The organism is Bradyrhizobium sp. 160 (assembly GCF_023073735.1).
Classification (GTDB): domain Bacteria; phylum Pseudomonadota; class Alphaproteobacteria; order Rhizobiales; family Xanthobacteraceae; genus Bradyrhizobium.
In genome coordinates this window covers 592,646-605,663 of record NZ_JADPKD010000008.1, presented here as the reverse complement: position 1 = coordinate 605,663, position 13,018 = coordinate 592,646, and the positions used below count along the sequence as shown (strand labels likewise).

The following is a 13,018-nucleotide window of genomic DNA, read 5'->3' as shown; positions in this document are numbered from 1 at the left end:
GAGCGTCGGCGGGAGAGGGAAACACCGTGTCAGTCTATAAGGACAAGCGCTCGCCGTACTACTCGTATGACTTCTGGCACGGCGGTAATCGGTTTCATGGAAGCACGAAGTGCACGACGCGACGCGATGCTGAAAGGTTCGAGGCTGCAGAGCTAGAGAGGGCCAAGGCGCTAGTGAAAGCTACGGCGCGCGCCAAAGCGTCGCTGGCGATAAATGACGTCGCCCTGCGCCTCTGGAACGATAGTGCGCAATACGACTCGGAGCCGAAGGCCACCGAGACCAATCTGGCGCGGCTGATCGAATACTTTGGCAAGGAGAAGCCGCTCACAGAGATCGACCACAGGGCGGCCAAGGAACTCGTGGCATGGCGGCGAGGGCAGCGCGTCTCGCGACGCGGCAAGCGGACCAAGGAAGAAGAGCGGGCCCTGCCGTTGGTCTCAAACGCTACCGTCAACCGCTCGACCACTAAGGTGCTGCAGCGTCTCTTCACGTTTGCTAAGGATGAGGGCGCGGTGTTCGACAATGAACCGAAATGGGGTGAACTTTTGCTCCCCGAGCCGGTGGAGCGCGTACGCGAGCTAAAGACCGAGGAAGCTGACGCGCTTGATTCTGCAATGCGCGCCGACTACGAAGCGTTCTTCGACTTCGTGCGCGCCAGCGGTATGCGGTTTAAGGAGTGCGTGACCCTGCGCTGGTCTGAGGTGGATTTCGGCACTCGGCAAATTGTCCGCACCGGCAAGGGCGGTCGGCGAGTGGTGTTCCCGATCACGCCAGCCGTTCGCGAGATCCTATTCCCATTGCAGGGGCAGCACCCGGAATCCGTGTTTACCTACCTTGCAGTCTACGGCAACAAGCGGCTGGGTAGGGTGAGGGGGCAACGCTACCCTCTGACCTACACTGGCGCTAAGACGGCATGGCAGCGGCTCCGCGCTAATTCTGGCGTGGCTGACTTCCGATTCCACGATTTCCGTCACGACTTCGGGACCAAGCTTCTTCGCGACAGCGGTAACCTCAAGCTAGTGCAAAAGGCGCTCAATCATCGGGATATCAAGAGCAGGCTCCGCTACGCGCATGTGCTGGACGAGGATGTGGCTGTTGCCGTCGAGCGGCTCGCGGAGTCCCGGAAAAAGTCCCGGAGTAAGATCAAGAAGGTTAGTTAAGCATTTGACTTACCGAGAGAAATAGGAATTCGCGTCCCACATTTTCAAATGTCGTTCGCCGCAACGCTCGGGCTCGTGGCGCTGGTGCAGATCGGCATGCCGAACCTGTTTGCCTCGCCCGATCATTCCGCGACGGCGCGCATCGCGCTTTGGGGCGGCCGCGAGATCGCGATGCTATTCCTGGCCTCGCTGATCGCAGGACTTGCGACCACGCCCTATGCCGCCTTCCACTTCCATCGCGTCACGCCGTTCGGCGTGCTCGCCAATCTCGGCGCGATGCCGGTGGTCTCGGCACTGGTGATGCCGGCGGGCCTGTTCGGCCTGCTCGCGGCTCCCTTTGGGCTTGACGGTGTGTTCTGGTGGCTGATGGGGATCGGCATCGACTGGATGGTCGCGGTGTCGCGCTGGGTTGCGGCGCTGCCCGGTGCAGTCGGCCGGATCCCTGCGTTCGGCACCGCGCCGTTGATCGCGGCAAGCCTCGGGATCATCGTGATGGGTCTGTTGCGCACGCCCTTGCGCTGGTCCGGTGCCTTGGTGCTGCTGGCTTCCATCGCGTGGGGGCTGTCGGTGCGGCAGCCCGATATCCTGATTGCCGGGGACGGCGCCAGCGTCGCGGTGCGGGGCAGGGACGGGCAGTTGCATGTGATCCGGGCGAGCAAGGATGGCTTTCTGCTCAAACAGTGGTTAGCTGCCGACGCCGATCCGCGCGATGCCGGGAGTAGCTCGCTGGCTGACGGCGTGTCGTGCGATGAGTCCGGCTGTGTGACGCCGCTTGCCGACGGTCGGCTGGTCGCGCTTTCCCTGCGCATCGATGCGCTGGCTGAGGATTGCAGTCGTGCCGCGCTGGTGGTCACGACGCGCCCCGCGCCGCCCGATTGCGCGGCGATGGTGGTCGACCGGCAACGTCTCGCCAGCCAAGGCGCGCTGGCATTGACGCAGCGTGGTGACGGCTTTGCGATTCAGGCGGTGAGAGCAAGAGGCACAAGCCGTCCCTGGCTGCCGGCCGGCGCCGGCGAGGGTGATTTCGACGGCAGCCTTGTGCCGAGGACGGCCGCGGCCCGCAACCGGGATGCAACGCCGGCGGAGACCGACCTGCAGGTCGACGATTAGGCGCCGGACGATTAAAAACAAACGCGAAGAGTAGGTCCGGGTCCGACCGGACGTTCCGCAGCATTAAATCTTACCATCTCGCCGGCCTCGGCCGGCGATGGCAATTTCAATCCTGGCCCGACCCCGCGGGCGGGGACGGCTCAGCCAATCGGCAAGCGCGTGATCGTCGACCGGCTATCGGCGACGATCTGCGGCTTGTGCTCGCGCTCGCTGACCGGCTGCGTCACCGGCAATTGCAGCACGGTTGCGCGCTGGCCTTCGACGAGCTGCGTCACCAGCACGTATTTGCCGTCGGGGAATTCGATCGCGTCATGATGGCGGTCGGGTATGTGCGGATCGATCTTGCCGAACTTGCCGACGCGGGAGTTGATGGTGCGCGTCCAGATCCAGCGATTATCGTAACGGACGTTGTCGGCGAAGGCGAGCTCCGTTCCCGGCAGCAGGCAGACGGCCACGGTCGGATCGGCCGCGGAAGCAAAGCCGCGCGTTGAGGTGCCGCGGAACGTTGTCGACACGATCGTCTCGCCGACTTCGGCGGGGCGAGATGCAACGGCATGCAGGCTGTAGTCACACATCGGGTGCTCCTCATTCGAAGATAGCAACCCGCGCCTCCTTCGGAGGCGCAAGCCTCTATCAGAGTGGAAGCACGTAACGCTCTGCTCCGTTGTAGGCAAATCTGCGGCTGGCGTTGCCGGACGCGATCACATTATCTTTCCCGAAGCCATAGGAACAAAGCTCGCTTCAGTGCATTCGGCGGATGCGAGCGCCCGTGGCCTACGGGCGCCGACCAGGGGAATGTGGCCAGCTTCGCCGTGGCTGTCGGTCGATGGCAGTTCGGGCGTTGCGGAAATGCTCGCTCCCTGCGTGCGCCGACTTGCGTGCGTGGTGCTGCAATTGAGTTGCGAATGCTTGCGCGGCCGATCAAGCGATCAGCACGCTGCGAAGGCGCTTAAGGCGATCCTGCACATCGTAATCTCCTAAGATCTCTTCACAAGCGATGAGTGCTTGGGGCCGCATGCCGAGGATGGAGCGCCGGAGAGAGGGGCCGGATAATCTGCGCAAGACCAAAAGACTATCCAGCTGGAGCGGACCGTCGTCCGCTCCAATCGGAATCATTGGTATCGAATGACCGCTAGCTCGTCTCAGTACTTGCGGTACAGCCCGATCAGCTTGCCCTGAATCTTCACCCGGTTCGGCGGCAGGATGCGCACCTCATAGGCGGCATTGGCGGGCTCGAGCGCGATCGACGCCCCCCGGCGGCGGAAGCGCTTGAGCGTCGCTTCCTCGTCGTCGATCAGGGCCACCACGATGTCGCCGGTATCGGCGCTCTCGTTACGCTGGATCAGCGCCATGTCGCCATCGAGAATGCCAGCTTCGACCATCGAATCGCCGCGCACTTCGAGTGCGTAGTGCTCGCCTGAGCCGAGCATGTCGGGCGGCACGCTGATGGTGTGACTGCGGGTCTGCAACGCTTCGATCGGCGTGCCGGCCGCGATGCGACCCATCACGGGCACCGCAACGGGACGCTCGCCCTCGTCCGCGGAAGAACTGGAGCTCGCGCGCACCTTGCCGAGATTGCCCTCGATGACGCTCGGCGTGAAGCCGCGGCGGCTGCCGGCGGCGGCCTGGAGCTCGGGCAGCTTGATCACCTCGATGGCGCGGGCGCGGTTGGGCAGGCGGCGGATGAAGCCGCGCTCCTCGAGCGCAGTGATCAGGCGATGGATGCCCGATTTCGAGCGCAGGTCGAGCGCATCCTTCATCTCGTCGAAGGAGGGCGGCACGCCGCTTTCCTTCAGACGTTCGCTGATGAACCGCAGAAGCTCGTATTGTTTGCGCGTTAACATCTCGACCAAAGTCCCCCGGTTGATGTCGTTCGATTCCGAGACGCTGAATTGGAGCGGTAGACCGCTACATGCTCGAAACAAATCATGAACGGACACTATATGTTCCATATGTGTTCCGCAACTGCTTAATTTACCGTGAACGCGGCAAAGTTCGCGGAACGCGTGTAGTGGATGCGTTCAGACGGGCAGGCGCAGCACCTCGCAAGGCGAGCCGGCCTCTGCCTTCGGAGCGAACGGTGCGCGGACGAGAAGTGCCTGTGCTGCAGCGAGATTCGCAAGCAGCGAGGAATCCTGGTGATCGACGGGAAGGGCCACCAGCGTGCCGTCGTCGCGCGTCTCCAGATGTGCGCGCAGATAGTCCGCGCGCATATCGTTTGCGTCCACATCGCGGCCGAGCACGGCGCGCTCTTGTCGGTGATGAATCACGGATCGTCCCGACAAGGCGCGAATCAGCGGCACCAGGAACAGGAAGGCGCACACGTAGGATGACACGGGATTACCCGGCAGGCCGATCACGCGCATCGCGCCGAGCCGCCCATGCATCATCGGCTTGCCCGGGCGCATCGCGATCTTCCAGAACGCCATCGCGACGCCTTCGTCCCTCAGCGCCTGCTGGACCAGATCGTGGTCGCCGACCGACGCGCCGCCGCTCGTGACCAGGATCTCGGCGCCGCTCTCGCGGGCGCGGCGGATGCCGGCAGTGGTGGCCTCCAGCGTATCGGCGACAATGCCAAGGTCGATGGTATCGGCCCCCTCGCTGCGGGCGAGCGCGTGCAGGGCGTAGCCGTTGGAATAGACGATCTGGCCGCGACCGGGCGTGGTTCCCGGCATTACCAGTTCGTCGCCGGTGGCGAGGATCGCGACCTTCGGACGGCGGCAGACGGCAAGCTGCGGATGATTCATGGCGGCGGCGAGTGCGAGATCGCGCTCGGTGAGACGGGTTCCCTTGCGCAGGAGCAGGTCGCCTTCGGAGAAGTCGACGCCCGCGGGGCGGATGTGGCGGCCGGCAATGGCGGCTTCCTTGATCGTGATGCGCTTGCCGTCCGCAACCGTGTCCTCCTGGATCACGACTGCGTCGGCACCGTTGGGAATGACGCCGCCGGTGAAGATCCGCACGGCTTCGCCGGGGCCCAGCGTTCCCGCGAATGGACGACCCGCCGCCACCTCGCCAATCAAGGTGAGCGCACTATCGAGCTTTGTTGCATCGCTCGCGCGCACCGCGTAGCCGTCCATCGCCGACATTGCTTCCGGCGGCTGTGTGCGCAGCGCCGCGACATCGCGTGCGAGCACGCGATGATAGGCCTCGTTGAGGGAAACCATCGCTTCAGGCAGCGGCTCCGCACCTGCCAGCACCGCGGCAAGCGCGTCAGAAACCGGCATCAAGGCCAAGGGCGGAAACTCCTGCTGAGCATATCGGCAATGGGCGGCGAAAGTTCTAGCCGAGTGCAGGCGTGAGGCAAAGGCGCCGACAGGATGATTTATCCTGCGTGATCTCCGTCATGAAGAATCGTGCGCAGACCGGTCACGGCATGATCCGGAAGGCGAGACAGACCGGTACGAGGATAGCCATGGCGAGGACGACAAGGATGAGCGCCACGGCCAGCATCGGATCAACTCTGCGTCTGTTCGCCCGAACTGACGCCGGCTGTCACGTCCGGAGCTTTGGGGCTTTGATCCTTGTCCGGCAGCGGATCGGCCTGCGACTTTAGGTCGGCGGCCTTGCTGATCAGCTTGGCGGAGAGGCGCGAATCCGAGGTGGTCTTGGCGAATTCGAGCAGCAAGGAGGCTTGCTTTGTGAGGTAGGCTTTGCCCAGCACGAGAATAAGTCCGATGTAGACGTCCCAACGGACTCATAGAGTCCGGAGGGAGGTATTCCGTTCCCGGAACTCTGTACAAAAATGTACAAAGTGAATTGGTCCCTACCCGAGCGGATTTGGGTGCCCGGAACCCGACCCGATCCGGTCGGCATCGGTGGTCAAATTCCCAACGCTAGCAAGGCCTTGCCGACATCACCGGGCGAGGTGACATGCACCGCCGTCAGTCCACGCGCTCGCGCCCCCTCGATGTTCTCGGCAAGGTCGTCGAAGAAGACGATTCGGCTGGCTGGCAGGCCGATCGCCGCCACGACATGATCGAACGCCTCTGCATCCGGTTTGCGCAGGCCGATGCTGGACGACAGATAGAGCTCGCGGAAATGCCCGAGCACCCCGGCATATTCCTTCGAGAAATAGTCGACATGTGGCCGGTTGGTGTTGGAGAAGGCATATAGCGGCACCTGCTTCGCCGCGCGCGGCAAGAGCTCGGCGATCTCAGGCATCTCGCCGGCGAAGATCGCGTTCCATCCCTCCAGAAATTGCGCGTCGGAAATGCCGATCCCGAGCGATGAACGCAGCGATTGGAAATAATCCTCGTCGCTGATCTTGCCGACCTCGTGCAGCCGGTAGGCCTCGTCACGCACATAGCGTGCGACGATGGCCTCGGGCTGGCAGCCCGCATGCCCCGCCCAGCAGGCGATCGCCTTGGAGAAATCGATATCGAGCACCACGCGGCCGAGATCGAACAGGAGCGCATCGGCGCTACCGGGGGAGAGTGAGGTCATCGCGTTCTTTCACTTTTCAGTATCGGTAGGGCTCGTGGTCGAACAGCGGGAACGCGCTGAACACGCTCGGCGCATTCGTTGCGGTCGCCTGATGCAGGCAGGATTTGTCGACTTCGGCGAACGAGGTGGCACCCAGGAGGCCGAGGCAGCGCAGCACTTCGTCCTCCAGCAGTTCCAGCATTCGCATCACGCCTGCTTCGCCGGCCGCGGCCAGCGCCCAGCATTGCAGCCGGCCGATGCCGACGATGTCGGCGCCGGCCGCGATCGCCTTGACGATGTCGGTGCCGCGGCAGAAGCCGCCATCGACCATGATCTTGGCGCGGCCCTTCACCGCCTCGACGATTTCAGGCAGCACATGCATGGCGCCGCGGCCGTGATCGAGCTGACGGCCGCCATGGTTGGAGACGTAGATCCACTCGACACCGTGATCGATCGCGATCTGAGCGTCCTCGGCGGTGGCGATGCCCTTCAGGATCAGTGGGATCCTGAACTTGTCCTTGATCATCTTCACCGTCCGCCATTCCAGACCCTTCTGGAAATCGCCGCCGGTCGCGCGCAGGCGGCTTTCGCGAACGTAGCGCTTGGCGATGTCACGTTCGCGACGGCTGTAATGGGCGGTGTCGACAGTCAGGCAGAACGCGGCATAGCCGTTCTTCTCGCTCCGGCTGACGACATCGGCGACGAAGGCATCGTCGCCGCGGACATAGAGCTGATAGAGCCGCAGCGCGTCGGGCGCGGCCTCGCCGGTCTTCTCGAGCCCCGGCTCGGACACCGAGCTCAACATGTGCGCCGCACCGAAGGTGCCGGCGGCGCGCGCGACGCTTGCCGCGCCATCGGGATCGAAGATCTCCAGCGCACCGACGGGGGCGAGCACCACCGGCAGCCGCATCCTGCGGCCGAACTGCTCGACGGAGCCGTCGACCTTGCGAACGTCGCGCAGCACGCGCGGGCGGAAGGCGATCTCGTCCAGCGCCATGCGGTTGCGGCGCATCGTGGTCTCGGTCTCGGCAGCGCCGACGATGTAGTCCCAGGCATTCTGGTTGAGGTTGGCGCGCGCCTTCCGGATGAACTCGTGCAGGTTCTGGAACGGCTCGTTGCTGGCGCCGAGTTCGACGTTCCTGTCCGGCCGGATGCGGGGCGCGTCATTCATTGTTGTCCTCCCGAGAATTTGAAGTCTTGTCGCCATCGCCTAGCGTGTCCGGCCCTCCAAAACCATCCTAAAATCGCATAGCTGCGAGGCGTGGGCGGCCGACCGATGCCGCGTTGCGCGAAGCGGTTTCGGAACGTTGCCAAAAGTTTAAGCCGAAGCGAAGGGATTTCGCCGGCGTACCGCCGCCGGCCTTCCAGGCGGCCTTGAAGAAACCAGAATGGTGTTGTGAGAGGTGACCTGGATCGCCATTTGCATGGCGGCTTCCAAGCCCGAGAGATAAGCCCTCAACAGAACCGCTAAGCAAAAGGCCAGCCTATCCATGCGGAAAACCCTGCTGTTCCCCCTGGGCGCGCTCACGGGAGTGTGTCTGACCCTTCTGGTAGCCAGTCCCCACGGCAGCGTGTGGGCGGCACGGGCGGCGGCGAGCGCGGACGATGCCTATTCCCAGCTCAATCTGTTCGGCGCAGTGTTCGAGCGGGTCAAGGCGAACTATGTTGAGAAGCCCGACAATGCCAAGCTGATCGAAGGCGCGATCACGGGCATGGTGACCTCGCTCGATCCGCACTCGCGCTACATGAATGCCAAGGCCTGGACCGAGATGCAGGAGACCACCTCCGGCGAGTTTGGCGGGCTCGGCATCGAGGTCACGATGGAGGATGGCCTCGTCAAGGTCGTCTCGCCGATCGACGACACGCCGGCCTCGAAGGCCGGCATCATGTCCGGCGACCTCATCAGCAAGATCGACGGCGAGGCCGTGCAGGGCATGACGCTCGAGCAGGCCGTCAACAAGATGAAGGGGCCGGTCGCCACCAAGACCAAGCTCACCATCGTGCGCAAGGGTGCCGACGCGCCGCTCGACGTCGCGATCACCCGCGAGATCATCCATGTGCGCCCGGTGCGCTTCCACGTCGAGAATGGCGACATCGGCTATATCCGCATCACCTCGTTCAACGAGCAGACCACCGACGGCCTGAAGAAGGCGATCGCGTCGGTCTCCAAGGAGGTCCCTCCGGAGAAGCTCGCAGGCTATGTTGTGGACCTGCGCAACAATCCCGGCGGCCTGCTCGACCAGGCCGTCTCGGTGTCGAGCGCATTCCTCCAGCGTGGCGAGGTCGTCTCGACCCGCGGGCGCAATCCGGAAGAAACCCAGCGCTTCACCGCGCATGGCGGCGATCTCACCAAGGGCAAGCCGCTGGTGGTTCTGGTCAATGGCGGCTCGGCGTCGGCTTCCGAGATCGTGGCCGGCGCCCTGCACGATCACAAGCGCGCGACGATCATCGGCACGCGCTCGTTTGGCAAGGGCTCGGTGCAGACGATCATTCCGCTCGGCGCCGGCAACGGTGCGCTGGCGCTGACCACGGCGCGCTACTACACGCCGTCGGGCCGCTCGATCCAGGCCCAGGGGGTCGCGCCCGACGTCGAGATCCTCCAGGACGTGCCGCCCGAGCTGAAGGGCCGGATGGATACCATGGCGGAGTCCCAGATGCGCGGGCACCTGTCGGCCGCCGATGGCACTGAGCAGACCGGTTCCCAATCCTACGTCCCGCCGGAGGAGAAGGACGACAAGGCGCTGCATGCGGCCTATGACTTCCTTCACGGCGTCACCGCGAATGCCGTCGCCGCCAAGCGCGCGACGAAGGCTGCGGTGCCGAACTAGACCTGACGGCCTTCAGACATGGATCGCCCGGGAGCGGATGACCGCTTCTGGGCGATTTCGTTTGCGGCGCAGTCTTCGAAGCCTAACCGGCCTCGCGGCGTCGGCTCTCGCTGCCTTCGCGTCGGGCGAGACGGCTGCGATGCAGCGCGAACAGCTCCAGCATCTTGTCGGCCGGTTTTGCGGCGCTGAAAAGATAGCCCTGCATCTCCGAACAACCGAGCGCCCGGAGCAGACGCTGCTGCTCTTCGGTTTCGACGCCCTCGGCCGTGGTGGTCATGCGGCGGGCGCCCGCTAAGTTGACGACGGCCTGGACGATGCTGGCGGAGCCGTCGGGGCCGGCGATGTCTTCGACGAAGCAGCGGTCGATCTTGATCTTGTCGAAGGGGAAGCGGTGCAGATAGCTCAGCGACGAGTAGCCGGTGCCGAAATCGTCCAGCGCGATGCGCACGCCGATGGCGCGAAGCTGGTGCAGGATCGCCAGCGCTGCTTCGTCGTCGCGGATCAGCACGGCCTCGGTGATCTCGAGCTCGAGCCGGCTAGCCGGGAGGTTCGAGGCGGCCAGGGCCGCCATGATCTTGAGCGCCAGCGTGCCGCTCTTGAATTGCACTGGCGAGACGTTGACGGCGAGGCGGATGTCGTCGGGCCAGTTGGCTGCGTCCCGGCAGGCGGTCGCCAGCACCCACTCGCCGATCTCGTTGATCAGGCCGGTGTCTTCGGCAATCGGGATGAACTCGGCTGGCGAGACCATGCCGCGCTCGGGATGGCGCCAGCGCACGAGCGCCTCGCAGCCGGTGATGCGGTCATCCTTCAGGCCGAGGCAGGGCTGGTAATAGACCTCGAGGCCGCCATGGGCGATGGCGTGACGCAGGTCGATCTCGAGCTGCCGCCGCTCGCGAACCTTAGCGTCCATATCCGGCTCGAAGAAGCGATAGGTGCGGCGTCCGGCGGCTTTGGCGGCATACATCGCCATGTCCGCGTTCTTCAGGATCTGATCGAGCACCTCGCCGTGTTCCGGCGCCAGCGCAATGCCGATGCTGGCGTCCGCGGTGAGATGATGGCCCATGCAGTCGAAAGGGGTGCGGATGGCCTGGAAGACCCGTGCGACGAGATCGTTGACCTGGTCCGGCGAGGTCACCGCGCTCTGCACGATGGCGAATTCGTCGCCCCCGAGCCGGGCCACGAAATCCGCCGGGCCGGCACAGCGGCGCAGGCTCTGCGCGATCGACTTGAGCAGCTCGTCGCCGACGAGATGGCCAAGCGCGTCGTTAACGCCCTTGAACTCGTCAATATCGATATAGTGCACCGCGATCTGTTCGCCTTCAGTGATGGCGGCCAGCTCTTGCCGCAGATGCTCGTGGAACATGGTGCGGTTGGGCAGATCGGTCAGCGCGTCGTAATGGGCGAGGTGGGTGATGCGCGCCTCAATCCGGCGGCGCTCGGTGATATCCTCATGCGTCGCCACCCAACCGCCGTCCGCAAGCGGCTCGTTGACGATCTGGATCGAACGGCCGTCGGAGGTGTCGACGACCATGGCGTTGCGCACATGGACGCCGCTCAGTACGCGCGCAACGTAGTCGTCGACATCGCCGGTGAACGAGCCCGTCGCTTTGCGATGGGCGATGATGTCGTGGAAGCTGCAACCGGGCTTCACGGTCGCAGCCGACAGCCCGTACATGTCGATGTAGCGTTGGTTACAGATCACGAGCCGCCGCTCGGAATCGAACAGCAGAAGGCCCTGAGTCATGTTGTTGACGGCGCGGTCGAGACGCTGCATTTCCAGCATCAGCCGTTCCCGCGAGAGGCGGTGCTGCTCCAATAGCTTGCGCACGATCGCGATCAGCACGCCCGCGATGGCGAGCGCAGAAGACGCGGCGACCGAGATCAGGATCCTAATCTGCTCGCGCCAGTCCGTCAGGGCCGCCGCGCGCGTCATGGTGGCCATGATCAGGATCGGGAAGTGGGGCAGGGCACGGGAGGAGATCAGCCGGTCTTCTCCGTCGACGGGGCTCACGAAGCGGCCGGCGAAGTGATCGAGCCCGAAAACCCTCTGTTGCGAGAACGGGCCGGTTTTGAAATTCCGTCCCATCAATTCGCTGGAAAGCGGATAGCGGGCGAGCAGCGTGCCGTCTCGATGCAGCATCGAGATCGTCGCGCCTTCGCCGAGCACGACGGAAGCGAAGAATTTCTCGAAATTAGCGGGCTCGATACCGCGCCCGACGACGCCCAGGAACTCGGCGTTCGGTCCCGGGATCTTGCGCACGATCAGGATGGTCCAGGCACCCGAGATGCGACTGTGCAGCGGCTCGATCAGCACGTCAGGCGAATGCGGATCGTATTTGAAGGTGCGGAAATAGGCGCGATCGGCAACGTTCACTTTCGGGGCCGGCCATGCCGTCGACGAGTTGACCAGATTGCCGTCGGCGTCGATGACGTTGACCCCGCCCATGTAGGGCAACGCCTCGATCTTCGAGCGCAGCATCCGGTGGACGTCCTGCCCCGACAGGCGCCTGCGATAATCCTCCGCGTCACGGATGCCCGTCGCGCGGACGTGGTCGACGAAATCCCGTTGGATGACCGCAAAATCCTGCAATTGCTGGTCGAAATGATGGGCGAGCATCAGCACGGTGTTTTCCAGCTCGCGGCCGGAGTTGCGCAGCGCACGTTCGCGGAAATTCTGCGCCATCAGCGTCGCGCCGACGGCGATCGCCGCGATCAGCAGCGTGCCGCCCACCACCAGCCAGCGGATCGGTCCGCTGCGCACGAAGGCCTGGTCAAAGAGGCGACTGCCGAATCTCCTCATCATGCTGGATCATTGCCGTGCACACGCCAGGATCAATTCCTGACCTCGAAAACATCCGTTGGTTTACGGGAACGGTATGGAGGCGAAGTTAGGAAGCGCGGTTAACGCGATGTGAACGGCCGAGTGCAAAGGCAACCGATGTGCGCGACCCAGAAGGTAGATCGCTGAAGTCCGCGTGTCAGGCGCGGTAATGGCCGGACTTGCCGCCGAGCTTCTCGACGAGATGGATGCCCTCGATGCGTACGCCACGCTCCACCGCCTTGATCATGTCGTAGATCGTGAGGCAGGCGACCGAGACGGCGGTGAGCGCCTCCATCTCGACGCCGGTGGGACCGGTAACCTTCACGCTGGCGCGGACGAGGCAACCCGGCAGTTTCGCATCGGGCCCGATGTCGACCGTGACCTTCGACAACGCGAGCGGATGGCAGAGCGGGATCAGCTCGGAGGTGCGCTTGGCGGCCATGATTCCGGCAATACGCGCAGTCCCGAGCACGTCGCCCTTCTTGGCGTTGCCGGACAAGATCAGCTCGAGCGTCGCCTCGGTCATAATGACGCGGCCTTCCGCCACCGCAAGCCGCTCGGTCGCGGGCTTGTCCGAGACGTCCACCATCCGCGCTTCGCCGGACGCGCCGATATGGGTGAGGGCAGCGCCGGCCTTCGACCTGGCTGGGATTGTCTTGGATGGCTTGCGCGCCATG

The 13,018-nt window shown here is 64.2% G+C and carries 10 protein-coding genes and 1 pseudogene; 3 read left to right on the top strand and 8 right to left on the bottom strand.

Going from position 1 to position 13,018, the window contains the following annotated elements; all coding sequences use genetic code 11:
• The first annotated feature begins 26 nt into the window (after positions 1-26).
• Both IVA98_RS37150 and IVA98_RS05630 read left to right on the top strand, forming a co-directional pair.
• The gene (locus tag IVA98_RS37150; protein ID WP_247354424.1) at positions 27-1,160 is read left to right on the top strand and encodes a tyrosine-type recombinase/integrase; all 1,134 of its coding nucleotides are present in this window, start codon (positions 27-29) and stop codon (positions 1,158-1,160) included.
• Positions 1,161-1,196: 36 nt separating this feature from the next.
• Positions 1,197-2,270 (top strand): annotated as a pseudogene (locus tag IVA98_RS05630) (ComEC/Rec2 family competence protein); the annotation flags it as partial.
• Positions 2,271-2,410: 140 nt separating this feature from the next.
• Here the strand turns inward: IVA98_RS05630 and IVA98_RS05625 are convergent.
• The 6 genes from IVA98_RS05625 to IVA98_RS05600 all read right to left on the bottom strand — a co-directional run bounded on the left by IVA98_RS05625 (position 2,411) and on the right by IVA98_RS05600 (position 7,863).
• A complete protein-coding gene (locus IVA98_RS05625) occupies positions 2,411-2,845 on the bottom strand; it encodes a hypothetical protein (protein ID WP_247275957.1) in 435 nt (144 codons plus the stop codon).
• Between the two features lie 567 nt (positions 2,846-3,412).
• Positions 3,413-4,114 carry a transcriptional repressor LexA gene (gene lexA, locus IVA98_RS05620; RefSeq protein WP_247275958.1) on the bottom strand — a complete coding sequence of 234 codons (702 nt, stop codon included), beginning with the start codon at positions 4,112-4,114 and terminating at the stop codon, positions 3,413-3,415.
• A gap of 177 nt (positions 4,115-4,291) precedes the next feature.
• On the bottom strand, positions 4,292-5,503 hold the full coding sequence (locus IVA98_RS05615) for a molybdopterin molybdotransferase MoeA (protein WP_247335694.1): 1,212 nt from the start codon (positions 5,501-5,503) through the stop codon (positions 4,292-4,294).
• Between the two features lie 221 nt (positions 5,504-5,724).
• Positions 5,725-5,931 (bottom strand): hypothetical protein, encoded by a 207-nt coding sequence (locus tag IVA98_RS05610; protein ID WP_247295402.1) that lies wholly within the window; start codon positions 5,929-5,931, stop codon positions 5,725-5,727.
• Positions 5,932-6,089: 158 nt separating this feature from the next.
• Entirely contained in the window at positions 6,090-6,713 is a 624-nt protein-coding gene (locus tag IVA98_RS05605) for an HAD family hydrolase (RefSeq protein WP_247295400.1), read from the bottom strand.
• A 16-nt stretch (positions 6,714-6,729) separates the two neighbouring features.
• Positions 6,730-7,863, bottom strand: a complete 1,134-nt coding sequence (locus IVA98_RS05600) for an alpha-hydroxy acid oxidase (protein ID WP_247295398.1) — start codon at positions 7,861-7,863, stop codon at positions 6,730-6,732.
• Positions 7,864-8,182: 319 nt separating this feature from the next.
• Between IVA98_RS05600 and IVA98_RS05595 the strand changes: the two genes are divergently transcribed.
• Positions 8,183-9,520 (top strand): S41 family peptidase, encoded by a 1,338-nt coding sequence (locus tag IVA98_RS05595; protein ID WP_247295395.1) that lies wholly within the window; start codon positions 8,183-8,185, stop codon positions 9,518-9,520.
• A gap of 82 nt (positions 9,521-9,602) precedes the next feature.
• Here the strand turns inward: IVA98_RS05595 and IVA98_RS05590 are convergent, their stop codons facing one another.
• Positions 9,603-12,323, bottom strand: a complete 2,721-nt coding sequence (locus IVA98_RS05590) for a bifunctional diguanylate cyclase/phosphodiesterase (protein WP_247354423.1) — start codon at positions 12,321-12,323, stop codon at positions 9,603-9,605.
• A gap of 175 nt (positions 12,324-12,498) precedes the next feature.
• Positions 12,499-13,017, bottom strand: a complete 519-nt coding sequence (moaC, locus tag IVA98_RS05585) for a cyclic pyranopterin monophosphate synthase MoaC (protein WP_247354422.1) — start codon at positions 13,015-13,017, stop codon at positions 12,499-12,501.
• Between the last annotated feature and the right edge of the window lies 1 nt (position 13,018).